Below are 22,769 nucleotides of genomic sequence, written 5' to 3'. Positions count from 1 at the left end.
TAATACTTTGTATGCCTCTTACTAAGCCACACAGAACCATAGAAGTTAGATTAGATGAAGCATTGATTTTTAAAGCAAAACTCATAGTTAAAGGAGGATGCTGATACCCTTATCAGTAGATGATTATGTTGACTAGAGAAGAGATTTTATTAAAATGTTATAAATTATATGAAGCTTTAAAAGAAAGTGAAAGAAAAATTTTAGCTGGTGAAGAACATTGGAAAGCGGATCTTCAGTTTTCAGTTTGGAACTGGAGACAAGGTGTGGGACTCTATGGCATATTCAAATTATATGAAGTGACAATGGATGAAGAAATTTTAAACTTCATGGAAGGTTGGATTCAAAGAAGATTAGAAGAAGGGCAACCAGATATGCGACACATCAATACAGTATGTCCTATGTTGACAGTTACTAGTATATACGAAATCAATAAGAAAGCCGAATATCTTTCATTAATAGAAGATTGGGCGCACTGGGTAATGGAGGAACTAACCAGAACCAAGGAAGCTGGTTTTCAGCATGTTTGCGGAAAAGAAGGAACGCCTTCTTTCAATGATCAGCAATTATGGGATGATACATTATTCATGACCGTATTGTTTTTAGCAAAAGCAGGGGTTCTTTTAAATAGAGAAGATTATGTTCAAGAGGCTGCACGTCAGTTTTTGATACATACAAAGTATTTAGCAGATAGAAAAACAGGTTTATGGTATCATGTATGGACTTTTAATGGTCATCATGCTTATACAGAAGCTTTATGGGCTAGAGGAAATGCTTGGATAACATCTGGAATCCCAGAATTCTTAAAAATAACACAAATAAATGGAGCAGTAAGACTATTTTTACAAGAAACTTTAAATGCTCAGACAAAAACCCTAGAACAGTTACAAGATAAAGAAACTGGTCTTTGGCATACATTGCTGGATCACGAAGATTCCTACTTAGAGACAACAGGTACTGCTGGAATTACCTATGGCACATTAATGGCCATGAGATTAAATCTCTTAGATGATTCTTATAGAGAAATGGCGATTGCTGGTTTACAAGGTATCTATGATAACATAAATATGGAAACGGGGAAACTAGAACTAGCTAGCGATGGGACTGCTTTAGGGGCAGTGTCATTAAATTTCTACAAGGATAAAGAATTACATACTAGAGCCTACGCACAAGGGCTTGGAATGATGGTATTAACAGAAGCATTAAATCATAGGTGAGATTATGTATATAAGATGGAATAAAGTCAGTACACCAAAAGAACTATATGGTGCTTTAAAGATATTAGGTGATTATTTTGATGTTCATCATGTACCAGAAGGCAAAGAAAATGTGGTTTTTATAAAAGGCGGAGAAGGTTTAAGGCTTCAAAAGAAAGAAGTACTCTCAATAACATATGAGAGTATGCAATATGCAATGCGTGGGTGTTTGATTTTACTATTTGGTAGGTTGGTTACTCCAGATTATATAGAAAAATCTCTGGTACCTCAACTTACTTGCATGTTAGATAATTCAAGAAATGCGGTTACTACTGTAAAGGCTTTAAAGGAGTTCATGGTTAAGTTAAGTTTAATGGGGTACTCTAGGCTTATGCTATATACCGAAGATATGTATGAAATTAGTGAAGTACCTGCTTTTGGATACCTACGTGGCAAATATACAAAAAAAGAACTTAGAGAACTTAATGATTTTGGAAAGTTATTAGGTATAGAATTGGTTGGGTGTATTCAGACATTAGGACATTTACAGCAGTTATTTCATTGGAAATATTTTTCACAAGTGCAAGATGGGATTGCGAATCTGATGGTAGATAATGAAGAGACCTATCAATTAATAGACCTTATGCTACAAACAATGAGTGAGGTCTTTGATTCGAAAGTAATAGCACTAGGAATGGACGAGGTTCATAGTCTAGGGAGAGGAAAATATATTGATAAGTTTGGTTTTCAAGGCAAGAAAGAATTATTCTTGCGCCACATAAAGAAGGTTAAAGAAATTGCTAATCAACATGGTTATAAAGAAACTTATCTTTGGAGCGATATGTTTATTAAGATGAATTCCTCTAATCATAGCTATTATGAGCCAGATACTGTCACCTTTAAACCAGAGTTTATTGATAGTATTGAAGACATAACTTTAGGTTTTTGGAATTATGATGAAGTTGATAGTGAACAATTAATTCTCAATCTAAAACTGCATGAAAAATTAAAGCGCAAAACAATACTAGTTTCTGGTTTATACACCTATTTTACGACTCATTATGATCACAATAAATCTGCTGCTCATTTAGATGCAGTCTATGAAACAGTTTGTCAGTATCCTATTCAAGAGCTCATGTTGGCTATTTGGGGAGATGATGGTGCTTATTGTGACCCAGCTAGTTATTCTTTGGGATTATATTATTTAGCAGAAAAGATATACTGTAAAGATCAAATTAATAAAGAAAAATTCAACTACTTATTCAAATATGATTATCACATCATGGAAAGGTTATCTGATGTTAATTATAAGGCATTCCAACTACCCAATCTATATTTTGACGATCCCATTCTTGGCATAGGTTATAACAATGAGTTAAGGAAGGATAAGGATGTTTGGTACAAAGCCCTACAACACTACCAAGATTTAGAGAAGTATTTATCGAAGCACGAATCAAAACACGATACCTATAAGTACGCAAGTATCGTATGTAACATATGTAAGTATAAAATACTTGCTAGAACAAGCCTTATTACAGCCTACAAAGAGGATGAAAGTTTATTTAAAGATAACCTTGAGTATTATAAAGTACTCATTTCCTTAACCAAAGATTTAGCTATCTGCCATAGAAGGATTTGGATGAAAAACTTTAAGACCTATGGTTTTGATGTTATGCAAGTCCGTTATGGAGGAATGATAAGTAGATACCATGAGGCTATACTTTATGTTAATGAGTACCTAAAAGGGATTCGCCCTAGAATTCCTGAATTAGATGAGATTAATAATGGTTTGGAATATAAGAAAATAAAAGCATTTTATAAAAATATCGCCCATGCCACTGTTGTGCAATGATTTATAAGTAATAGGGATTCTTACAGTATTAGTAGTTAGATCCTAATAATAGTTCTGGCGTATAATAACCCCTAATTATATAAGGAGTGAACTTATGTTACAAGAAAAGCTAATAAAGCAAGCAAAGGTTGATCAGATAGAAGTTTTTATTTATGAAGATGAAAAATCTATGGCAGAAGCAGATGCAAAAGCAATAACAGAGATGATTAAAGGATTAGGTGAAGAAAAAGAAGAGATAAATATTGTTTTTGCACCAGCGGCTTCTCATTATGCAGTCTATGAAATATTATTTACGTTTGCTGATGTACCATGGCATAAAGTGAATGCCTTCCATCTTGATGAGTACATCGGGTTACCAGATGATGCTCCGGAAAGAATTGTTAACTTTGCTTATAAGCATATATTCTCAAAAGCATCCTTTAATAATATATTTACTATGAGAAGTAATGTAACAGATGTGGAGGCTGAATGCCAGCGTTATGCTAATTTACTTGAACAATATCCTCTTGATATAGCTGTTATAGGAATAGGTCAAAATGGACATTTAGCATACAATGAACCGCATGTATCAGATTTTAACGATCCTTATAAAGTTAAAAAAATTAATCTTGATCAGAAATCCATTAATCAAGCCTCAGAAAAAGATGGTATTTTTAAGTGTGAGGATTTTGTACCAAAAGTTGCAATGACCATGACGGTACCTGCAATTGTTTCAGCAAAGCACATCTTTTTAGCGGTACCGCAAAAGCATAAGAAAGATGCAGTTAAGGAAACATTACTAGGAGATGTAATCAATACTAATCCTGCTAGTATTTTACGTAGACATAGGAGTGTTAAACTATTTTTAGATAAAGACTCTTCAAAAGAAATATTAAACGAAATTTAGGTCAAGCATATCTTTATGTTGAGTGCTATAAGGAGTCATACTAAAAGATGACTCCTTATCAATGAAAGGTTATTTTTTAAATTATGATCATGCAGGGTTTAGTGTTTAAGAGAGTGTTCGTTGAATCAATAAGAAAAATATACTATAATATTTATAGAATTGATTACTTATTTTCTTATGAAGAAAGAATAGTGGTCTATTTGTTGGAAGTTGGAAAGGAGAGCTGGTTATGAAGTTACATCGTTCTACATTCAGATGTATTGAAATGCTTGAGTTAGTAGCAAACCATCCAGATGGTATTACCTTAACTGAAATAAGTAAAATTATGGATATACCAAAATCAAGTGCTTATGATATTTCAGGTACATTACTCGCTTTAGGGATGTTTGAGGAGACTATTACAGAAGTTAAGAAATATAAGATTGGTATTAAAGCCTTTAAAATAGGTAATAAATATGTAAAATCAAATAATCTTGTGGCAGTGGCTGAGCCTTATTTGATAGAACTGGCTGAAAGATTCAATAAAACGGTTTACATTGGTAAAATGAACAAGACTTGCTTTGTTTATACCTTTAAGTATGAACCTAAAAATAATATAGTGAACCTACCCAATATCGGGGTAGAGGGTCCCTTGCATGCAACCAGCATTGGTAAAACCTTATTGGCTAACTATGATTTATGTGAAGAGGTAATAAATGATATAGAATTTACAAAGTTTACTGAGAATACTATTACAAATCCATATGATTTAAATGGGGAATTGGCTAAGATTAAGAAGTTGGGTTATGGGATGGAAATTCGTGAGTATCATGATTTTTTATCCTCCGTTGCTGCACCAATCTATACTAAAAATGATAGTATACCAACTGCTATTGAGTTAAGTGGGATTTATTCAGAATCTCAAGATTTGGAACTTGAAGCAAAGACAGTGAAAGAAGTGGCTGATACAATATCTGAAATATTAAATAGTCAGGTAAAAGCTTGATATTATTGTTTATAAGTACCTCTCCTATGTGCAACTCAATTTCCAAAACATTTCATAAATTCTGCTAAACGCTATAAGAATATCATAGAAGGAGGACATATGATTCATACAATTCAGAACGAGTATATAAGTATATCTGTTAAAAATCATGGTGCTGAGCTCTGTAGTTTGAAGTCTATTGAGGAAAATAAAGAATATTTATGGCAAGCCGATCCACAGTATTGGGGAAAACACGCACCAATATTATTTCCTATTGTAGGATGTTTAAAAGATAATAAGTACAATAAAGATAATGAGACTTATGAGATGGGTAGACATGGATTTGCTAGAGATATGGATTTTCAGCTAGTTGAGAAGAAGGAAGACGCACTAAAATATAGGCTTTTATATAGTGAACTAACACTTAAGAAATATCCATATCTATTTGAACTATTTGTCACATATCGAATAAATGATAAGGAACTTGATATCAGTTATGAGGTAGTAAACAAAGGAGATAAGGGAATGTACTTCTCAATTGGTGCTCATCCAGCATTCAATTGTAATATAAGTGAAGGCGATAAGTATCTAGAGTTTGAAAAAAATGAAACATTGCAGAGTTATATAATCAACACAGAAAGTGGGTTGAGAGAAGAAGGTAAAAGATTAATAGTAACCAACTCCAAGCGACTTCCTTTACATGATGATCTTTTTACGCATGATGCTCTTATATTCGATAGTTTAGAACTAAACTCTATTACAATATGTGATGAAAATAGGGAGGATAAAGTAAAAATATCCTTTGAAGGTTTTCCTTATGTGGGGATATGGACTCCTAATGCTCAATTTATTTGCATTGAACCTTGGTATGGGATAGCAGATGCTATAGATTCAACAAATCGTTTAGAGGATAAAAAAGGAATTCAGTACTTAGACGTTAGTAAAACGTTTAAATGTAATTATAAGATTGAAATTTTAAAGTAGAGTTTTTATATCAAAAAATCTAAGATGATATACTTAGATTTTTTTACATTTTATCTTTAAAACCTTTATGTAGCAAATCTATCCATGTTAAACAATTAAAGAATATTAATTTATTACATGGAATATATTAATTTATTTAGGCTAAATTCCGATATTATTATAGAGAGTTACAAGTAGAGTTTAATTTACTAATAATGGTGTTTCTCTATACATTTAATGTCATGGTAGTGGCATTACTTGTTTAAGTATATATGGACTGTTAATCTGAAAGGTAGTTTGTTATGGTTATAAATAATAATTTACCGGCTTTAAATGCATGGAATGGAGTAAGAAAAAAAGATAATAAAAGAGCAGACATCCTAGAAAGCCTTTCAACAGGATTGCGTATTAATTCTGCATCAGATGACGCTGCAGGACTAGCTATACGTGAAAAAATGAGAGCTCAGATTAGAGGACTGCGTCAAGCTCAACGCAATATAAGTGATGGTGTTTCATTGATTCAAACAGCAGAAGGGGGATTGGCTAATATCCTAACACCGCCCCTCCAACGTATGCGAGAACTAGCTATCCAAGCCTCAAACGGGACTTTAACTGGTGATGATCGACTTAAAATACAAGCTGAAATTGATCAATTGAAAGAGAGTATTGATAATATAGCTGATAATACTGAATTCAATGGGAAGAAATTATTAGCACCTACGGATAAGAATGTACCTTTAAATATTAATTATAGTGAGGCTAAAATTTCAACAGATGGTGTAGATTTTGCCGAATTCATGCAGTCACCTAATGGTGATAAAATTATATTATTAGAAGATGGAGGATCTGGACCCCTCTGGCGTATGAATAAAGATGGATCAGATTTAGGTAAACTTACACCAGTCGGGATAACCTTTACAGATGCTAAATTCTCTGATGATGGGACAAAGATATATACTGCTGAGTCAACAGGAGAATTTTACGAAATAGATGCTAATATGCCTAATGTAATGGGTCAGTATAATGCGACTAAAACCCTCTTGAACTATAATCCTTTTTCGCCTGATGGTAAAGTCTATTATCAAAGTGGATCTGATATTTATAGAAAAAATGTTGATGGATCTGGTGTAGAGCAATTAACAAATTCTGGTGGCTCTGATTTCATGGCTGGATTTTCTCCAGATGGAACTAAAATACTATATGAGAATACAGCAACTCAACGGATTTATACCATGAATCTTGATGGAAGTAACCAAGTTGAACTGGGACTGGGCGGAATAAGTGAAGGCGCTTCATTTTCCCCAGATAGCAGTAAAGTGATTTTTGCTTCTAGTGATGATAATATTTACTCAATCAATGTGGATGGAAGTAACCTTCAACAATTGACGAATGATTCTCTTGAAAAGGAGAAACCTGTTTATTCACCAGATGGCACTCAAATAGCTTATAGTGCATTTGATAGTGCTAATAACAAGTGGAAAGTATTCGTAATGAATAGTGATGGTACACAGCAAACTGAAGTACCTGTTGCAAGTACGGATATTACAGACGGGTCAGTTATACACATAAAAATTCAATGGAGTGAAGATAGTGAAAAACTACTTATAAGTCCTCGAATAAGCACAACTGAGTCAAGATTATTTGTTGGTAATCTTGGGTTAGACAGTTTAGTGAGTACAGAAGTGTGTACTTTTCAAGTAGGAGCAAATAGTGGGGATCATATCAATATGAATTTATCGGATGCTAGAGCAGAGAGCATTGGGATCAGTGATGTTAACGTAAGTACTCAAGATTCAGCACAGTTAGCTATCGAGTTATTAAACGAAGCCATTAATAAAGTTTCAAGTGAGCGCTCCAAGTATGGAGCTTATCAGAATCGTTTAGAACATTCATTGAATAACGTTGAGAATTATTCTGAAAATCTCTCAGCTTCTGAATCCAGAATCTCTGATTTGGATATAGCAAAAGGGTTAGTTGAAAAAGTTAAGAATGATATATTAATTGAAGCCTCACAAGCGATATTAGCTCAAGCTAATGCAACGCCAGAGGGTATCCTATCATTATTACGTTAAACCTCCAAAGAAATTAAGGATTTCTCGGAGGTTTTATTATAGAGCTAAAAAAAAGAAACTATAGTAAAAAAGAAATTAAGTAAATTAAAGTCTAAGAAGATGATATTCTTAGATTTTTTAATACGCTTGACAATAGTACTAATTAGTAGTATTATTAAAACATGAAAAATAATTATAAATCTTATGGAGAAATAAATGATCTTAATTTAAAATTGGTAATTGCGTTATCTAGAGCAAGTCAATTTATCCAACGTAGTGGACTAAAAAGTGTGAAGGAGGGAGGTTTGACTACTTCTCAATTTGGAGTCTTAGAAGTATTGTATCATAAAGGTGATCTAAGGATACGTGAAATTATTGAAAAAACCCTTTCTACAGGAGGTAATATGACAGTCGTTATTGACAACTTGCAAAAGGATGGGCTTGTTAGTAGGTATCCTGATCCAGCCGATAGGAGAGCGACGCTTATAAGCATAACTGATAAGGGAAAGCAATTAATGGATGATATTTTTCCAAGGCATTTGGATTCTTTAAATGAAATATATGATGTGTTATCGAAAGAAGAAAAAGAAATACTATTAGTATTACTCAAAAAACTTAGTCGCTATTAATAAATTTTTTTACTTATTTATTACTAATTAGTTATATAATAATTAGTAATAAATGCAGATAATTTCGTTTAAAAGATAATAATGAATAGAAAATTTAAAAGAGAAAAAACTAAGTCACAGACTTAATAAAAAATGAATAAATGGAAGGAATGAAGTATTATGAATAAAGTATTATACATTACAGCAAACCCTAAGTCAGAAGAACAATCTTTTAGTTTAGCAGCAGGGAGAGAATTGATTGAACTCTACAAGCAAAATAATCCTAATGATGAGGTTACTGAAATCGATGTATATGACATTGACATACCTTATATTGATGCTGAAGTATTTAATGGTTGGGGTAAACTTCAAAGTGGTAAGGGATTTGAGGAATTAACAGAAACAGAAAGATCAAAAATAAGTCAAATTAATGTCTTCACTGAACAATTCATAGAAGCGGATAAGTATGTGTTTGTAACACCTATGTGGAACTTTTCTGTACCACCATTAATGAAGGCTTATATTGACACAATCAGTATAGCTGGTAAAACATTTAAATATACGGATAGCGGACCAGTTGGTTTACTAGTCAATAAAAAAGCTATCCACATTCAAGCATCAGGTGGTATTTACTCTGAAGGACCAGCGAAACCCCTAGAACATGGGAATAACTTTATTAAAGCTATATTAGGTCTCTTTGGTGTAGTAGATGTTCAGTCAGTCTTGATCGAAGGCACTAATTTTCCAGAACCAGGTACCGATGCAATAAAAGCAAAAACTAGCGAGAGAATTAAAGAGGTTCTACACCAGTTCTAAGTTGTTAATAGACCAGTGAATCAGATCATTTCTGATAGACTGGTCTTCTTTTGTGTAATGTGATGAATAGAACATAATTTCTTGTTTGGTTTTAAATTCTTTGACAAACGAATATATATTCGATATAATATCCGTAATGAGAAAGAAGAAATAACATATATTTGTATATTGAGTAATATATGTTATATTAGCAGATGGATTCTAGTCCTACTTCATTAAAAATGATAAGGAGTGAGGTGAATTGTGAACTTTATAGTAAATTTATTTAACTTATATATTGACCGCAGCGAGTTTTTTCTCAATCTATTAATAGAGCATATTATTTTATCCTTTATAGCTATAATATTCATTAGCATAATTGGCATAAGTCTAGGAGTATACATAACTAGAAATAAAAAAATGGCAGATTTAGTTTTGGGAGCAGCCAATTTTTTATATACTATACCATCCATAGCTTTATTTGGCTTCCTAGTCTCTTTAACTGGTATAGGTAACAAAAGTGCCCTAATAGCCTTAACTATCTATGGTGTCTTACCAATGATTAGAAATACCTATGTTGGGATCAATGAAGTTGATGATGAAATTGTTGAGGCTGCTATTGGAATGGGGTGTACAGATCAGCAGTTACTTTTCAAGGTGCAACTTCCCATTGCATTACCAGTTATAATTGCTGGATTTAGAACCATGGTAGTAATGACAATAGCACTTGGTGGTATAGCTTCATTTATAGGGGCTGGAGGTTTGGGAGTAGCTATATGGCGAGGTATTACAACCAACTTTTCTGAAATGACAGTAGCGGGAAGTTTACTTGTAGCCTTGTTAGCCATTTTTTCAGATTTGATTTTAGGGGTACTTGAAAGAAGATTTAGAAAGAAAGTTTTAGGAATAAATAAAATAGGAGTTGAGACAATTGCGTAGAAATATAATTATTATGTTCATAAGTATAATCATGTTACTTAGCTTAGTTGCTTGTGGAAAAGATGAAAAGAAAGTCGTTGTAGCTTCAAAACCTCACGCAGAACAATATATACTTGCAGAAATGATTACTCAATTAATTGAGACTCATACAGATATACAAGTTGAGCAAAAGCTTGGTATTGGTGGAGGGACAGCCAATATCCATCCAGCCATGGAAAAAGGTGAAATTGATATCTATCCTGAATATACTGGAACAGGATGGTTGTTTGTCTTAAAAGAAGAACTCATTAATGATCCAGAACAGCTGTACGTAGAAGTTAAAGCTAAATACATGGAAGATTATAATATTCAATGGCTTGACCTCTACGGGTTCAATAATACATATGCTTTAGCTTTAAAAAAACCTCTTGCTGATGAACTGGGAATTAGCACATATTCAGAATTAGCTTTGAAAGGTAATGGATTGAACTTTGGTGCAGAATATGATTTTTATGAAAGAGAAGATGGATATCCAGGTTTAGAAAATGTTTATGGCTTAGAATTTGAAGATAAAATTGAATTAGATATTGGATTAAAATATGAAGCTATTGCATCAAATGAAGTAGATGTTATCAATGTGTTTTCAACTGATGGGTTATTAAAAAAATATGAACTGACAGTTCTAGAGGATGATAAAAACTTCTTTCCAGCTTATCAGCCTTCTACTTTAATAAGAAGTGAAACTCTAAAAGAATACCCTGAGCTAGAAGAGGTTTTAAACATGTTAGCAGGTCAAATTAGTGATGAGGAAATGATCCAACTCAATTACTTAGTTGAAAAAGAGAATAAAGATCCTAAAGATGTTGCTAAAGAATTTCTCGTGGAGAAAGGCTTAATATAATGGAAATTTTAAGGTTTGAGAATGTCTACAAAAGCTATAATAAAGAGGACTTTGTCATTGAGAACTTAAACCTTTCTGTGAACAAAGGTGAATTTTTAACCTTAATAGGTCCCTCAGGTTGTGGTAAAACTACTATGCTAAAACTCATTAACGGTTTAATTAAGCCTAATAGTGGCAGTATATATTTATATGGTAAGGAACTAAGTCAATGGAACCCCATTGAGTTAAAAAGAAATATCGGGTATGTTATTCAACAAATAGGGTTATTTCCGCATTTGACAGTAGCAGAAAATATAAGTTTCGTACTCAATATAAAAAAAGTTCCTAAGAAGGAAAGAGAAGAAAAGGCGGCAGACTTAATCCAACTTGTCGGATTAGAAAAAGAATACCTCAGCAGATATCCTAGAGAATTAAGTGGCGGACAACGACAAAGGATTGGTGTTGCAAGAGCCTTAGCAGCGGATCCAGATATTATACTGATGGATGAACCCCTAGGAGCCGTTGATGAAATATCCAGGAGAGTTCTTCAAGATGAAATTCTAAGAATCTATTCTGAACTAAAGAAAACAATTATCTTTGTCACTCACGATATAGAAGAAGCTTTAAAACTAGGGAGCAAGGTAGTCTTGTTTAATCAAGGGATCATTGAACAAATTGGAACAAAGGAAGAGATGATTTTTTCACCAAGCAGCCAATTTGTAATAGACTTTCTTGGTCTAAAAGGTTTTACCTCCTACCTGAATGTAGCTGCAGTAGGTGATGTTTACAAATCAATTAATGATCAGATGATACAAAGATGTAGTAACCAAACAGACCCAACATTGAATATAGAGGCACCTATTATGGAAGGGATTAGGGTGATGTTTGATCTTGGGGTTGATAGGATTGGTGTTAAGAATAATGAGGGGTATTTAGTAGGAGAGTTTTCCTTATCTGATCTATATGAAAACACCAAGTTAAGTAAAAAAGTTTCATAAAGTATAGGGGCGCTATTATTGATTTCAATAATAGCGTTTATTTTTTTAAAATAAAATACAGGTGATTGTTTACACTTCAGAACTGTTGTGATATAATATGACTATACAGTCACATGACTATATAGTCACATCAATTTATTATAAGTGAGTGATAACTATGCCAAAAGAGACTTTTTATAATTTACAAGAAGAGAAACGTTCTATGATCCTTAAAATCGCCATTGAAGAATTCCAGAAGAAGGGATTCGACAAAGCTAGTATATCCAATATAGTTAAAGATGCAGGGATTGCAAAAGGAAGTTTCTATCAATACTTTAGTGATAAAAAAGACTTGTTCAAATACATTATAGATCAGACAGCAGTAGATAAAGAAAAATACCTAAGGGGAATCTTAGATGATATTGAGCAAATAGATTTTTTCATAATGTTAAGAAAACTTTATGTGGCAGGAATTCAATATTCTAATGATCATCCCAAAGAAGCTCGAATAGTTAATAGTTTAATTAACGGAACGAATCAACTCAAAGAAGAAATGTTAGGTGATGTTCTTGAAAAAGGTGTAGACTTTTATGAAGGACTTCTGCAATTAGGGATAAAGAAGGGGACTGTTAATCAGGAGATTGATGTTAGGCTAGTAGCGATTATGATTAATGATCTAAGTACTTCCCTAAGTGAACACTATTTAAAAAATGAGAATAATCAAGATGTTGATACCTTCATGAGGTGGATTGATCAAATGCTCTATGTTTTGAAAAATGGTATTGGAGGAGTGAAGTAGTATGTATTTTAAAGTATTGAGTCTTGTATGGGGGATTTTAGCTATAACAGTTAGACCACTTATTCATCTTATTCCTAAACAATGGAATGATTTTGAACTCAACAAAGCGTATAAGAAGAAACAACCTAAATGGGTATGGGGAGTCGGTGCATTGAGTTTAGCCCTTGTTTCAATAACTTGGTATATTGAACTTACCACAGCTGTACCTTATTCACTTATCATTTCAATGTTGGTAACGTTGACATTAATAAAGATATTCCAACTCTTATTTAACTATGATAAGTTCAGACTGTTTGTTGTAAAAGCCTTAGTTGAGGACCGTAGTATCATCACTAAAATCAATATAGCTTCAACTATTCTAGGATTGATTTTAGTAGCATTAGGTTTGTTCCTTTACTAAATATTCAATTGATTTAGAACCTTATTGGTCCCTAACACATATAATGGATTATAGACAAGCATAATGTTTGTTAGGATGTGATTTGATGAAGGATATATGTTGTATAATTGATGAGTGTCTAGATAAAGCCTATTTGTATCTTTGTGGACCATGTCCTGATCAGTGCTACCCACCTAGATGTCCATGTCCTCCAAAAAATGATCCTTATTGTGATCCTTGTTGTAATCGCCAACCTTATGACCAACCTCATCATAATCAATTTTTTAAGTACTGGTAGTGGGGTATTAATAATAAGTGCATTGTTGTGTATAGCGTTATACACTTAACAATGCACTTTTTTTGATATTAGACTTATGGTAGACAATTTCCTGGGGAATGTTCTTTGATCTTAAACGTTTATAGTTATCTTATGAAAAATATGGTATGATACCATTAGGTTTTTAATTTTAAAGTTATGTATATGAGGAGTAAATTATGAGAAATTTGTTATTAATCTCGTGTTTGATAGTTCTACTAATGATACTCAGTTCTTGCAGGTATGATAACAGTGATAAGGCAGAACTTGAAAGTAGTGAAACTGTTTTGATACAGAATGAAACTATTGAAGAGAAGCTTATAGATATCCAAATTGAAAAGAAATCATTAAGTCGTGATTTAGATAGTCTACTAGAGGAAGAAGATATAACCTTAATGATAAAAGAAGATGACTTTTTATACATGTCAGCAACAAAAGATTTTACAAGCATGATATTAGCAATTCTCAAGGGAAAAAGACAACCCGTTTATAAGGATAAGAATTTAAATCAGCATCATCTAAAGTTAAAGTTCGATGGTTATGAAGAAATTTATGTCAATTTAGATTATAATAGTTTCTGGTTCAAAGGTGAGAGTGAACTTTATAATTTACCGTGGAGACTTGATGAACCTTTTAGACAGCAATGGGATCGGGTGATTATCAAAGTTATAAATAATAAAGCCCATTATGATTCCTTTGAGAAGACCATCATACAACAAAATCAATCTGTTGATCTTGATTATGATGGTCAAAGTGATCCGATTATTTTATATTATGATGGTAGAGTCCGACTAAGAGTTGGCAAAGAGGTAGAAACTATGACTGAATGGTTAGCTGAAAATAAAATTAGAGCTGATGATGATGGAAATAGGTACAATGGTATGTTTAAAACCATTGTTAGTGAAAATGGAAGAGGACTATTATACGTCGATGGTCCAATGGAATGGAATCAATCTTATAGACTGCAGTATTATACCTATGATCAAAACGATGGATTAGAGAGGGTTTGGGATGGGGATGAGCCTGATGAAAACAAAGTAGTGAATTATGATGGAGATACAATTGCAATAGCCTTTAACAATGGTGATCTGCAGATGGAAATCAATTTAACTGATGAAGAGAAAGCTGAGGTTGATGATTACATTGAATACCACAAGGAAAATGGATTAGACTTATTAACGGATGATTGGTTGCATAATAAGGGTGGTATAAGGGGTTATAACATAATAGATATTGATGATGATGGTGAAGAAGAACTAATTAGCTACAAATATATGGTATCTGGAGCAATCGGATTATCTTGCCAATTATTAAGCGTCTATGGGTTTACCAATGAGGAGTTAATTTTAGAGAACGTCATTGCTAATCCTGATATGGACTTCGTTGAAGAATGTTTGTCACAGCACATTTACAATCATTCAATACAAGTTAATTGATTGTTTTTATGTATTTACATTTTTTGATAATCGACTATAATGTAAGTAGACATTAGGATATTGTACGAAAGGATGATAACATGACAGAATGGATGAATTGGATTATAACTCCCATTGTTGGTGCAGTAATTGGTTATAGCACTAACTGGCTTGCTATAAAAATGTTATTTAGACCGTATACAGAGAAACATATAGGGAATATAAAGATTCCATTTACGCCAGGACTTATTCCAAAAGAGAGAGAAAGAATTGCTAATAAAATTTCAGAAGCTGTTGGTGGTTACGTGTTAACTGAAGAAGTTCTTAATAAAGAGTTAAAATCTGAAGTGGTAAAAGATCAAATCAGAATACTTTTTCGAGAAAAAACACAACCTCTCGTTATAGGGATAATTATTGATGAACTCTTGGAAGGAATTTTTAGTGATGACAAACAACTAGTTATTGACTTCATACAGAACAAAATTAATGCAACCATTGAACTAGAATTGGCATCTAAAGGTGATGACCTTCAACAACTCATCTACACCAAGTTAGAGAATAAATTTTCACCTGAGATGACGTTGAAAGAGGTATTTGGCACTGAAATAATCAGTAATATAGAAGTAGTACTACTGAATAATGTGCCTATAATAAAAGAATCGTTAAAAGGGTTATTAAGAGAAGATAACATTGAAGTAAAACTGAAAAGTATGTTGTCAGATGTTATTAGTGAAAAATTTGGTGCTCTCGGTGCGATGTTTGTAGATTCAGGAAGTATTTATAACATAATAGTATCTAAAGTAGACGATTTTCTTGATGATGCTGAAACACAAGAAATGTTAAGACAAGCTATGATAGGATTAGTAGAGTCAATAAGCAATAAAGCAATTAATGAGTTTATTTCTGAAGAACGATTGAGAGAGGGTTTCAATTATATTGCAGAGAATATCATCAACGAGCTATATTCTGATGAGTTTAGAGGGTTGACCAATCAAATCATTAAAAATCAAGTTAATAATCTCATTAGGCAAAAAATTAATTTTTCACCTACAATGATGAAGAAAATAGAAGATCGTTTTGTAGATCAGTATGAGATAACGATTGACGAAAGGATTAAGGAAATCATTGAGACGATTAATTTAGCTAGAATTATTGAAGAACAGATTAATGCTTTTGAATTAAAAGAATTAGAAGCAATGATTTTAAGCATTGCACAAAAAGAGCTAAGAGCAATAACCTGGTTAGGGGCATTACTTGGGTCTATTATGGCATTTATACTATTATTATTCCAATAGGGAGTGAGAGAAATGATTATTTTTACGGCAACTGATAAGCAATGGGTTACAATTCAAAATCAAAATCAATTTGTAAGTCCAAGTTTGGAAACAGAAGGATTTATTCATTGCTGCTATCCTCATCAAATATTATGGGTACTCAATAAGCATTTTATAGCTGAAAAGGGAGTTATGATTGTATGTATTAATGAAAATGAACTTACGAGTAAGTGGAAAAGTGAGGATTTATCCCAAAAGGGTCAAGACTTCCCCCATGTTTATGGACCCATCAATAAAGAGGCAGTTATAGATCATTTTTGGATTGAATCCGATCTAGAAGGCATCTATCAGAAGAATGAAAAGCTTAGCCAGCTTGTGGATATTAAGAACAATATATAAGAAAGTTGTTCTTTTTTTTCCATTACAAAAATAAGCGATGAAATTTCCATTGTATATGAAGAGAAGAAGGAATTAGATATTGAGGAACTGGATTGTGAAAAGGGTGAATAAATCACCCTAATTAATCTGAATACAATCTGGTCGTAATACATATACCATGTCCTTACGCTCAACGACAATCTGTACTTTACCCTTTGTTGTTTCATCGGATTTAAGTTTAGTAAGCAACTCTCTTGTAGGGTTAATAGCGACTGGGTGACCAACAAGTTGCATCATACTAAAATCACCTGCTGTATCACCATAAGCATAAGATTGGGACAAATCAATCTCATATTTTTTGACAAAGTGTTCTATGGCCTTATGCTTGTTAACAGAATCCCACATAGGTACTACTTCACCAGTATAGAGATCATTTTTATCGATTACGTACTCTGAACCTAGATAATCATGGAAACCATGTTTTTTGGCCATCTCTCTAACAAGTTCTGCAGGGGAGCCAGAAATAGTGATAACTTTATGACCTTGGTCAAGATGCCATTTAATTCGATCTCGAGTGAAAGTATAAACGCGATCCCCTTTTTGATTAATCACTTTTTTGGCAATGAAATCAATATGAGAACGATGCATACCTTTTACTGCATCTACATAAATATCTGCCATTTTTATAAGGTAGTCGTCATAGTTACCTTGACGCTTATCCCACTTATTATAGTTCTCTCGAACTTCATTATACCAGCGTTGTTGTTCAATGATTTCTGATTTAATAAGTTTTTTGAAAATTTCAGTAATTAAACCCTCTCGATAAAGTGTACCATCTATATCAAAAAAAGCAGCTGTATTTTTCATTATATGCACTCCTTTCATACTTTTCTTTCTATAGTTTATTCAATAATCATTTGTACAAGAAAATAATTATATCTATTATACATGAAATATTTGAATTTTAAAAGGGAAATAGATGAGCTAAACGAAAAAAATTATAATTCATTTGACAATGGTAATAATTTAATAAAGAATGTTAAAAAAAATACTAGACAAAACAACTTAATATCTATATAATACAATATATAGATATTAAGTTGTTAAAACAAGGAGGTTTATGAATGTTTGGATTATTTGATAACCTGTTGAAAAAAAACTATGAAAACATAACAGCTAAAGAAGTTGAAAGTCTTATAAATGATAAAAATACACAAATTATCGATGTGCGAGAATCCTATGAATATAAAAGTGGTCATATACCAAAAGCTAAATTAATTCCTTTAGGCCAACTTACAGGTCGTTTGAATGAGGTTAATAAAAATAAACAAGTCATCCTAGTGTGTGCAAGTGGTTCAAGAAGTGGTAGGGCTGCAAACTTGCTAGCTGGTGAAGGGTATAACGTCAAAAATATGACAGGCGGCATGAGCGCATGGAGAGCAAAACTTTCTTACTAAGTTTTGTTCTTTTTTTTGTTCATTATGACAAGTTGGTAGATTTAACCTCAAAAATCATTGAATTATTAGTGTTTATTCTATATAATTAACTATAAGACTAAATTGATATCTATCAATTGGGGGGAAAAAGATGGATTTTCAGATTATAGAGCAGTATCTGCAGAAAATTAAGTCTGTAGTAGGCTGTAAGATAATTATTGATGAAAATGAACGAATAGAGGAAATACATATTTTATCAGGACTAAATAGAAGTCCAAAACAAATTATTAGAGATGTTGAAGCTATATTATTGACAAAATTTGATTTATCAATTGATCATAAAAAGATAAGTGTTGCTCAGATAAAAGAAGATATAGTTGAGCAAGGCGACGATGCCCGATTAGTTTTAAATAAGGTTGAATATCACAATGAAGGTTCCAAGGGAACTATTAAAGTCATTTTACAGAAAGATGAAGAGACTTACGAGAATAGTGCTTCTGGAATAAATACTGTCAACAGTTTGAAGCGCCTTGTTGGTAATACTGTTTTGAAAGTCGTTGAAGAGTATTGTGATATAGAACATTTATTTAACTTAGAAGATGTTACACTAGTGACTTTATCTAATCTAGATGTAGTAGTTGTCATCGTTTCATCTTTCATAAGAGGGCATGAACAGATATTATCAGGAACAGCCATTGTTAAACATGATCTTAACGAAGCAATTGCCCGTGCTACGTTGGATGCAGTGAACCGAGTGCTTAATCAGGTTCACGTTTAGAGGAATATCAAAGTCGGCTTAATTTTCAAATTCTAGCGGAGCGGATATAGCCTGTTGTTATAGCGGAATGACAGAGGTCATTGTAAAGGGGGCTATATTCATGAAAAGAATTTTATTTGCATTAGTTAGCATTTTAGCATTAGTGTTATCAGCAGGTGCAACTGCAAGTTGGATCTAAATAGCAATAATAATAAGCCGACTTGATATAAATATGGAGGGGAAATATAGACATGTCAAAAAAACTTAGAGCTTATATTGGTCTAATCTATTTCTTAGCTATCTTGATGCTTTGTTATTTGGGTGTTAGATATGATAACTTAAATTATTTTGATATAATTTTATGGGGATTGTTAGTTACTGTAACTGAGTCATTTTTAATTGAGTTACCAAATAGACCTGTTGGTGTTTCGGTTGGAACTGCTATATCAGTTGTTGCAATTATGGTTGGGGGACCGTTATTTGCGGCTATAGTTACTGCTATTGGTTTTATTTTCCGTATGCCCTACATATCAGGTAGAGGGCGGATACACTTATTTAATACACCTCTATATAAAACAGCTTTTAATGTAGCTCAAGCAATTATCATAAATGGTGTTGCAGGGTTGCTATATCTTTATTTTACAAAAGGTCAGTTAGAAATCTATTCTTTACATATTTTGATTTTAGTTATTTTTTGTTATGAAATAGTTAATGCAATAATAATGTCAGGTTTATTTACCCTAGTAACAGAACGATCTTATGTTACTTTATTAAAGGAGCATATTAAAGAAATATGTATAAACTCTTTTGGAATTGGCATAATAGGCATCATCATAGCGCTTTCATATATGCACTATGGATATCCAGCGGTCATATTATTTTTTGCACCTTTACTTTTAGCAAGGTATACATTTAAATTGTACATAGATATGCGTAATATTTACATCGATACAATCCAAGCATTAAATAAAGCTCTGGAGTGCAAAGACACATATACAAGTGGTCACACTAAGAGAGTAGAAAAATATGCTGTTGATTTGGCGAAAGCAATGGGAATGTCTGAGAAACAGATTCAGAAAGTTAGTACAGCAGCGTTAATGCATGACATTGGTAAAATAGGTGTGCCTGATAATATTTTGAATAAAGCATCATCTTTAACAAAGGTAGAGTATGAGCAAATTCAATCGCATCCAGCTATTGGAGCCAATATCCTATCCAATGTGGACTTCTTAAAGGATATTGCTGAAATTATCAGATGTCATCATGAAAGGGCTGATGGAAAGGGCTATCCTAATCATCTGACTCAGGATCAGATTCCTATCGAATCTTCAATTCTATCTATAGCTGACGTTTATGATGCAATGACATCCGATAGACCTTATAGGAAAGCCTTATCTAAAGAGGAAGCTATAAAGGAATTAATTGATAATTCTGGAACACAGTTTGTACCTGAACTTGTTGATGAGTTTCTTAAGATAATTGCCTAAGTAAAGGAGCCAGTTTATGTTACCTGAAGCGGTTTTATCATCAGTTATCATAGCTTTAATTCGGAAAGGTAAATTTACGAATTTCGAGCATGTATACATTAAAGGATGGTATTTAATATTATTGAGTGCTTTGGTACAAGTAGCAAGTGCAAAGCTGTACCTAGGGAAGAATGAAGCAATTATAAATATTCTAGATAATTACTATTTTTATATACATATACTTTCGTATATTCTTTTATTAATTGGACTTATCCTTAACATTGAAAGAAAATCTTTTCAGTTAATAACGGTAGGTACAGTCCTTAACTTTATTTGTATTTTAGCTAATAATGGGACAATGCCTGTTCATGTTCCTTATGGACCTAATCCTAAAGTAGATCTATGGCATTCTATTTTAGATGAGGGTACCCGTCTTATTACATTCGCAGACGTAATCCCAATACCTAAGCCTTATCCATTTCCGAAGTTACTAAGTATTGGTGATTTACTTATCATTGTTGGTACGTTCATATTTATTCAGAATTGTATGGTGGTAAAAGAAAAATACAGTAACAAGAACTTCCTGTTAAGATAAACATGGAAGTTTTTTTGTTGCATTCAGCAATTAAAGATAGATTGAGGGGTTCATTGATAGAGAAGAAATGGGTATGCTATAATATAGAAAGATATTTTAAATACATAGGAGGAGAGTCTGTGGATTTAATCTTGTATAATGCGAAGGCAGTAACCCTTAATGATGAGCAACCCTATGCTGAAGCAGTTGGAATTAGAGGATCAAAGATAGCTATTGTCGGATCCAATGAAGAAGTATTGCAACATAGAAATACAGATACAAAAGTAATGGACCTTCTAGGCAAGTCGTTAGTTCCAGGATTTAATGATAGCCATATGCACTTAATCAATTTTGCCAATGTTAGAAGGATGATACCACTTAGTGATTGTCAATCTATTGAAGAAGTTATCAGCCTTAGTAGAGTTTTTTTAAAGAATCATCCAAATCATTCAGGTTGGATAAAAGGAAGAGGATGGAAACAAGAGAATTTCGTTGAAAAACGCTTTCTAAACAAATATGACCTTGATCAAATTAGTACAGAACACCCAATTATCATGACAAGAGCATGTGGACATGTCATGGTAGTAAATTCAAAAGCACTTGAAATAGCAGGCATCAACAGTGATACACCTCAGCCAGAAGGTGGTCAAATTGATGTTGATCATAAGGGGGAGCCTACAGGAGTATTTAGAGAACATGCTATAGGACTCATTTATGATTTTATTGAATCACCAGGTCTAGATGAGATAAAAAGTATGATCTATGAAGTTTGTAGATTAGCTCTCAAAGACGGTATTACTTCTATACAAACAGATGATTTCCAAACCTTCTCTGACAGTGATTATGATAAAATAATTCAAGCTTACGAGGAGTTAAAAGAGGAAGGAAATCTGCCTATACGAATTTATCAACAATGTCTGTTGCAGGAACTCAATGATTTAAAGCAGTTTTTAGATAAAGGCTATTATACAGGTTATGGAGATGAATATTTTAAAATAGGACCATTAAAATTGCTAGCAGATGGGTCTCTTGGAGCAAGAACAGCACTATTATCACAACCTTATGAGGATGATCCATCAACATGTGGTATAGGGGTATTTACCCAAGAAGAGTTGGACGCTATAGTAACTTATGCGCATGATAATGGAATGCAGATAGCTATTCATTGTATCGGAGATGAAATCCTTGATAGAGCTATTAAAAGTTATGAGAAAGCACTTCAACTGCAGCCAAGAAATAATCATCGACATGGTATTGTTCATTGTCAGATAACAAGAGAAGATCTTACAAGTCGCTTAATAAAGAGTAATATTATAGCTTATATACAGCCTATTTTTTTGGATTCTGATATCCCTATTGTTGAAAAAAGAATTGGAAAGGATAGAGCTAAGGTAAGCTATAATTTTAAGACCATGATGGACTTAGGTATTCATACACCCTATGGTTCCGATTGCCCAGTAGAGCCTTTTAACGTGATGAAAAGTATTTTTTGTGCGGTTACTAGAGAAGATCTACATGGTGTTCCAAAAGGAGGTTGGCTACCTGATCAGAAAGTAACTTTAATGGAGGCATTGCACAATTATACTAAAGAAAGCGCTTATGCTTCATTTGAAGAACATCTTAAAGGCTCCATTGAAGAAGGGTTATTAGCAGACCTAGTCGTACTTGACAGGGATATTATGAATTTATCTAATGATTTATTAAAAGATGTCTTAGTGGATATGACTATTGTCAATGGTGAAATTAAATATATGAGAGACTATTAAATATTGAACCTAGGTTAATGCCTAGGTTTATTTCTTGAGAAAACCATATAGAAGACACAAAGAATACACATGGATATGTTATTATTATCCATGTTAAGAGCTAACAGTAATCGAAAGGGGAT

The 22,769-nt window shown here is 32.8% G+C and carries 23 protein-coding genes; 22 read left to right on the top strand and 1 reads right to left on the bottom strand.

Annotation, left to right across the window (positions count from 1 at the left end):
- The first annotated feature begins 125 nt into the window (after positions 1-125).
- The 17 genes from C1Y58_RS06730 to C1Y58_RS06650 all read left to right on the top strand — a co-directional run bounded on the left by C1Y58_RS06730 (position 126) and on the right by C1Y58_RS06650 (position 16,669).
- Positions 126-1,214: a glycoside hydrolase family 88/105 protein gene (locus tag C1Y58_RS06730; RefSeq protein ID WP_157949990.1), complete on the top strand. Its 1,089-nt coding sequence runs from the start codon at positions 126-128 to the stop codon at positions 1,212-1,214.
- Between the two features lie 4 nt (positions 1,215-1,218).
- Positions 1,219-3,045 (top strand): family 20 glycosylhydrolase, encoded by a 1,827-nt coding sequence (locus C1Y58_RS06725; RefSeq protein WP_105615249.1) that lies wholly within the window; start codon positions 1,219-1,221, stop codon positions 3,043-3,045.
- Positions 3,046-3,139: 94 nt separating this feature from the next.
- Positions 3,140-3,931 (top strand): 6-phosphogluconolactonase, encoded by a 792-nt coding sequence (locus C1Y58_RS06720; protein WP_105615248.1) that lies wholly within the window; start codon positions 3,140-3,142, stop codon positions 3,929-3,931.
- Positions 3,932-4,160: 229 nt separating this feature from the next.
- Positions 4,161-4,916, top strand: coding sequence for an IclR family transcriptional regulator (locus C1Y58_RS06715; RefSeq protein ID WP_105615247.1), 756 nt, complete (start codon positions 4,161-4,163; stop codon positions 4,914-4,916).
- Positions 4,917-5,015: 99 nt separating this feature from the next.
- Positions 5,016-5,879 carry an aldose 1-epimerase family protein gene (locus C1Y58_RS06710; RefSeq protein ID WP_105615246.1) on the top strand — a complete coding sequence of 288 codons (864 nt, stop codon included), beginning with the start codon at positions 5,016-5,018 and terminating at the stop codon, positions 5,877-5,879.
- A 281-nt stretch (positions 5,880-6,160) separates the two neighbouring features.
- Complete coding sequence (locus tag C1Y58_RS06705) at positions 6,161-7,930, top strand: flagellin N-terminal helical domain-containing protein (protein ID WP_105615245.1); 1,770 nt, start codon at positions 6,161-6,163, stop codon at positions 7,928-7,930.
- A 284-nt stretch (positions 7,931-8,214) separates the two neighbouring features.
- The gene (locus C1Y58_RS06700; protein ID WP_242985349.1) at positions 8,215-8,538 is read left to right on the top strand and encodes a MarR family winged helix-turn-helix transcriptional regulator; all 324 of its coding nucleotides are present in this window, start codon (positions 8,215-8,217) and stop codon (positions 8,536-8,538) included.
- Between the two features lie 159 nt (positions 8,539-8,697).
- Positions 8,698-9,333 carry an FMN-dependent NADH-azoreductase gene (locus tag C1Y58_RS06695; protein WP_105615243.1) on the top strand — a complete coding sequence of 212 codons (636 nt, stop codon included), beginning with the start codon at positions 8,698-8,700 and terminating at the stop codon, positions 9,331-9,333.
- Between the two features lie 243 nt (positions 9,334-9,576).
- Positions 9,577-10,251: an ABC transporter permease gene (locus C1Y58_RS26865; RefSeq protein ID WP_105615242.1), complete on the top strand. Its 675-nt coding sequence runs from the start codon at positions 9,577-9,579 to the stop codon at positions 10,249-10,251.
- Complete coding sequence (locus C1Y58_RS26860; protein ID WP_242985348.1) at positions 10,244-11,131, top strand: glycine betaine ABC transporter substrate-binding protein; 888 nt, start codon at positions 10,244-10,246, stop codon at positions 11,129-11,131. Before C1Y58_RS26865 ends, C1Y58_RS26860 begins: the two co-directional genes overlap by 8 nt.
- Complete coding sequence (locus C1Y58_RS06680; protein WP_105615241.1) at positions 11,131-12,108, top strand: ABC transporter ATP-binding protein; 978 nt, start codon at positions 11,131-11,133, stop codon at positions 12,106-12,108. Before C1Y58_RS26860 ends, C1Y58_RS06680 begins: the two co-directional genes overlap by 1 nt.
- A gap of 157 nt (positions 12,109-12,265) precedes the next feature.
- A complete protein-coding gene (locus tag C1Y58_RS06675; protein WP_105615240.1) occupies positions 12,266-12,886 on the top strand; it encodes a TetR/AcrR family transcriptional regulator in 621 nt (206 codons plus the stop codon).
- Position 12,887: 1 nt separating this feature from the next.
- Positions 12,888-13,286, top strand: a complete 399-nt coding sequence (locus C1Y58_RS06670; RefSeq protein WP_105615239.1) for a hypothetical protein — start codon at positions 12,888-12,890, stop codon at positions 13,284-13,286.
- An 85-nt stretch (positions 13,287-13,371) separates the two neighbouring features.
- Complete coding sequence (locus C1Y58_RS06665; protein WP_105615238.1) at positions 13,372-13,563, top strand: hypothetical protein; 192 nt, start codon at positions 13,372-13,374, stop codon at positions 13,561-13,563.
- A gap of 197 nt (positions 13,564-13,760) precedes the next feature.
- Positions 13,761-15,017: a hypothetical protein gene (locus tag C1Y58_RS06660; protein WP_105615237.1), complete on the top strand. Its 1,257-nt coding sequence runs from the start codon at positions 13,761-13,763 to the stop codon at positions 15,015-15,017.
- 80 nt (positions 15,018-15,097) lie between these two features.
- The gene (locus C1Y58_RS06655; protein ID WP_105615236.1) at positions 15,098-16,291 is read left to right on the top strand and encodes a DUF445 family protein; all 1,194 of its coding nucleotides are present in this window, start codon (positions 15,098-15,100) and stop codon (positions 16,289-16,291) included.
- Positions 16,292-16,303: 12 nt separating this feature from the next.
- A complete protein-coding gene (locus C1Y58_RS06650; RefSeq protein WP_105615235.1) occupies positions 16,304-16,669 on the top strand; it encodes a DUF952 domain-containing protein in 366 nt (121 codons plus the stop codon).
- A gap of 117 nt (positions 16,670-16,786) precedes the next feature.
- Here C1Y58_RS06650 and C1Y58_RS06645 read toward each other — a convergent pair whose 3' ends face one another.
- Positions 16,787-17,515, bottom strand: a complete 729-nt coding sequence (locus tag C1Y58_RS06645; RefSeq protein ID WP_105615234.1) for an HAD family hydrolase — start codon at positions 17,513-17,515, stop codon at positions 16,787-16,789.
- 257 nt (positions 17,516-17,772) lie between these two features.
- On the opposite strand from C1Y58_RS06645, the gene C1Y58_RS06640 reads away from it, so the two are divergent.
- From C1Y58_RS06640 to C1Y58_RS06620, 5 genes are all read left to right on the top strand, one after another.
- Entirely contained in the window at positions 17,773-18,105 is a 333-nt protein-coding gene (locus tag C1Y58_RS06640; RefSeq protein ID WP_105615233.1) for a rhodanese-like domain-containing protein, read from the top strand.
- Positions 18,106-18,235: 130 nt separating this feature from the next.
- Positions 18,236-18,862: a hypothetical protein gene (locus C1Y58_RS06635; RefSeq protein ID WP_105615232.1), complete on the top strand. Its 627-nt coding sequence runs from the start codon at positions 18,236-18,238 to the stop codon at positions 18,860-18,862.
- A 230-nt stretch (positions 18,863-19,092) separates the two neighbouring features.
- Complete coding sequence (locus tag C1Y58_RS06630; RefSeq protein ID WP_105615231.1) at positions 19,093-20,328, top strand: HD-GYP domain-containing protein; 1,236 nt, start codon at positions 19,093-19,095, stop codon at positions 20,326-20,328.
- A 16-nt stretch (positions 20,329-20,344) separates the two neighbouring features.
- Positions 20,345-20,902, top strand: coding sequence for a DUF5317 family protein (locus tag C1Y58_RS06625; protein ID WP_105615230.1), 558 nt, complete (start codon positions 20,345-20,347; stop codon positions 20,900-20,902).
- A gap of 119 nt (positions 20,903-21,021) precedes the next feature.
- Positions 21,022-22,647, top strand: coding sequence for an amidohydrolase (locus C1Y58_RS06620; RefSeq protein ID WP_157949989.1), 1,626 nt, complete (start codon positions 21,022-21,024; stop codon positions 22,645-22,647).
- Positions 22,648-22,769: the final 122 nt, after the last annotated feature.

Source organism: Vallitalea okinawensis, from assembly GCF_002964605.1.
GTDB classification, from domain to species: Bacteria; Bacillota; Clostridia; order Lachnospirales; family PQDH01; genus Vallitalea_A; species Vallitalea_A okinawensis.
This window is presented reverse-complemented; position numbering and strand designations above follow the sequence as displayed.

Bases quoted from the DNA above. Each gene is read 5' to 3' on its own strand.
- C1Y58_RS06730 (WP_157949990.1), top strand. From the start codon at position 126: ATGTTGACTAGAGAAGAGATTTTATTAAAATGTTATAAATTATATGAA.
- C1Y58_RS06725 (WP_105615249.1), top strand. From the start codon at position 1,219: ATGTATATAAGATGGAATAAAGTCAGTACACCAAAAGAACTATATGGT.
- C1Y58_RS06720 (WP_105615248.1), top strand. From the start codon at position 3,140: ATGTTACAAGAAAAGCTAATAAAGCAAGCAAAGGTTGATCAGATAGAA.
- C1Y58_RS06715 (WP_105615247.1), top strand. From the start codon at position 4,161: ATGAAGTTACATCGTTCTACATTCAGATGTATTGAAATGCTTGAGTTA.
- C1Y58_RS06710 (WP_105615246.1), top strand. From the start codon at position 5,016: ATGATTCATACAATTCAGAACGAGTATATAAGTATATCTGTTAAAAAT.
- C1Y58_RS06705 (WP_105615245.1), top strand. From the start codon at position 6,161: ATGGTTATAAATAATAATTTACCGGCTTTAAATGCATGGAATGGAGTA.
- C1Y58_RS06695 (WP_105615243.1), top strand. From the start codon at position 8,698: ATGAATAAAGTATTATACATTACAGCAAACCCTAAGTCAGAAGAACAA.
- C1Y58_RS06680 (WP_105615241.1), top strand. From the start codon at position 11,131: ATGGAAATTTTAAGGTTTGAGAATGTCTACAAAAGCTATAATAAAGAG.
- C1Y58_RS06675 (WP_105615240.1), top strand. From the start codon at position 12,266: ATGCCAAAAGAGACTTTTTATAATTTACAAGAAGAGAAACGTTCTATG.
- C1Y58_RS06670 (WP_105615239.1), top strand. From the start codon at position 12,888: ATGTATTTTAAAGTATTGAGTCTTGTATGGGGGATTTTAGCTATAACA.
- C1Y58_RS06665 (WP_105615238.1), top strand. From the start codon at position 13,372: ATGAAGGATATATGTTGTATAATTGATGAGTGTCTAGATAAAGCCTAT.
- C1Y58_RS06660 (WP_105615237.1), top strand. From the start codon at position 13,761: ATGAGAAATTTGTTATTAATCTCGTGTTTGATAGTTCTACTAATGATA.
- C1Y58_RS06655 (WP_105615236.1), top strand. From the start codon at position 15,098: ATGACAGAATGGATGAATTGGATTATAACTCCCATTGTTGGTGCAGTA.
- C1Y58_RS06650 (WP_105615235.1), top strand. From the start codon at position 16,304: ATGATTATTTTTACGGCAACTGATAAGCAATGGGTTACAATTCAAAAT.
- C1Y58_RS06645 (WP_105615234.1), bottom strand. From the start codon at position 17,515: ATGAAAAATACAGCTGCTTTTTTTGATATAGATGGTACACTTTATCGA.
- C1Y58_RS06640 (WP_105615233.1), top strand. From the start codon at position 17,773: ATGTTTGGATTATTTGATAACCTGTTGAAAAAAAACTATGAAAACATA.
- C1Y58_RS06635 (WP_105615232.1), top strand. From the start codon at position 18,236: ATGGATTTTCAGATTATAGAGCAGTATCTGCAGAAAATTAAGTCTGTA.
- C1Y58_RS06630 (WP_105615231.1), top strand. From the start codon at position 19,093: ATGTCAAAAAAACTTAGAGCTTATATTGGTCTAATCTATTTCTTAGCT.
- C1Y58_RS06625 (WP_105615230.1), top strand. From the start codon at position 20,345: ATGTTACCTGAAGCGGTTTTATCATCAGTTATCATAGCTTTAATTCGG.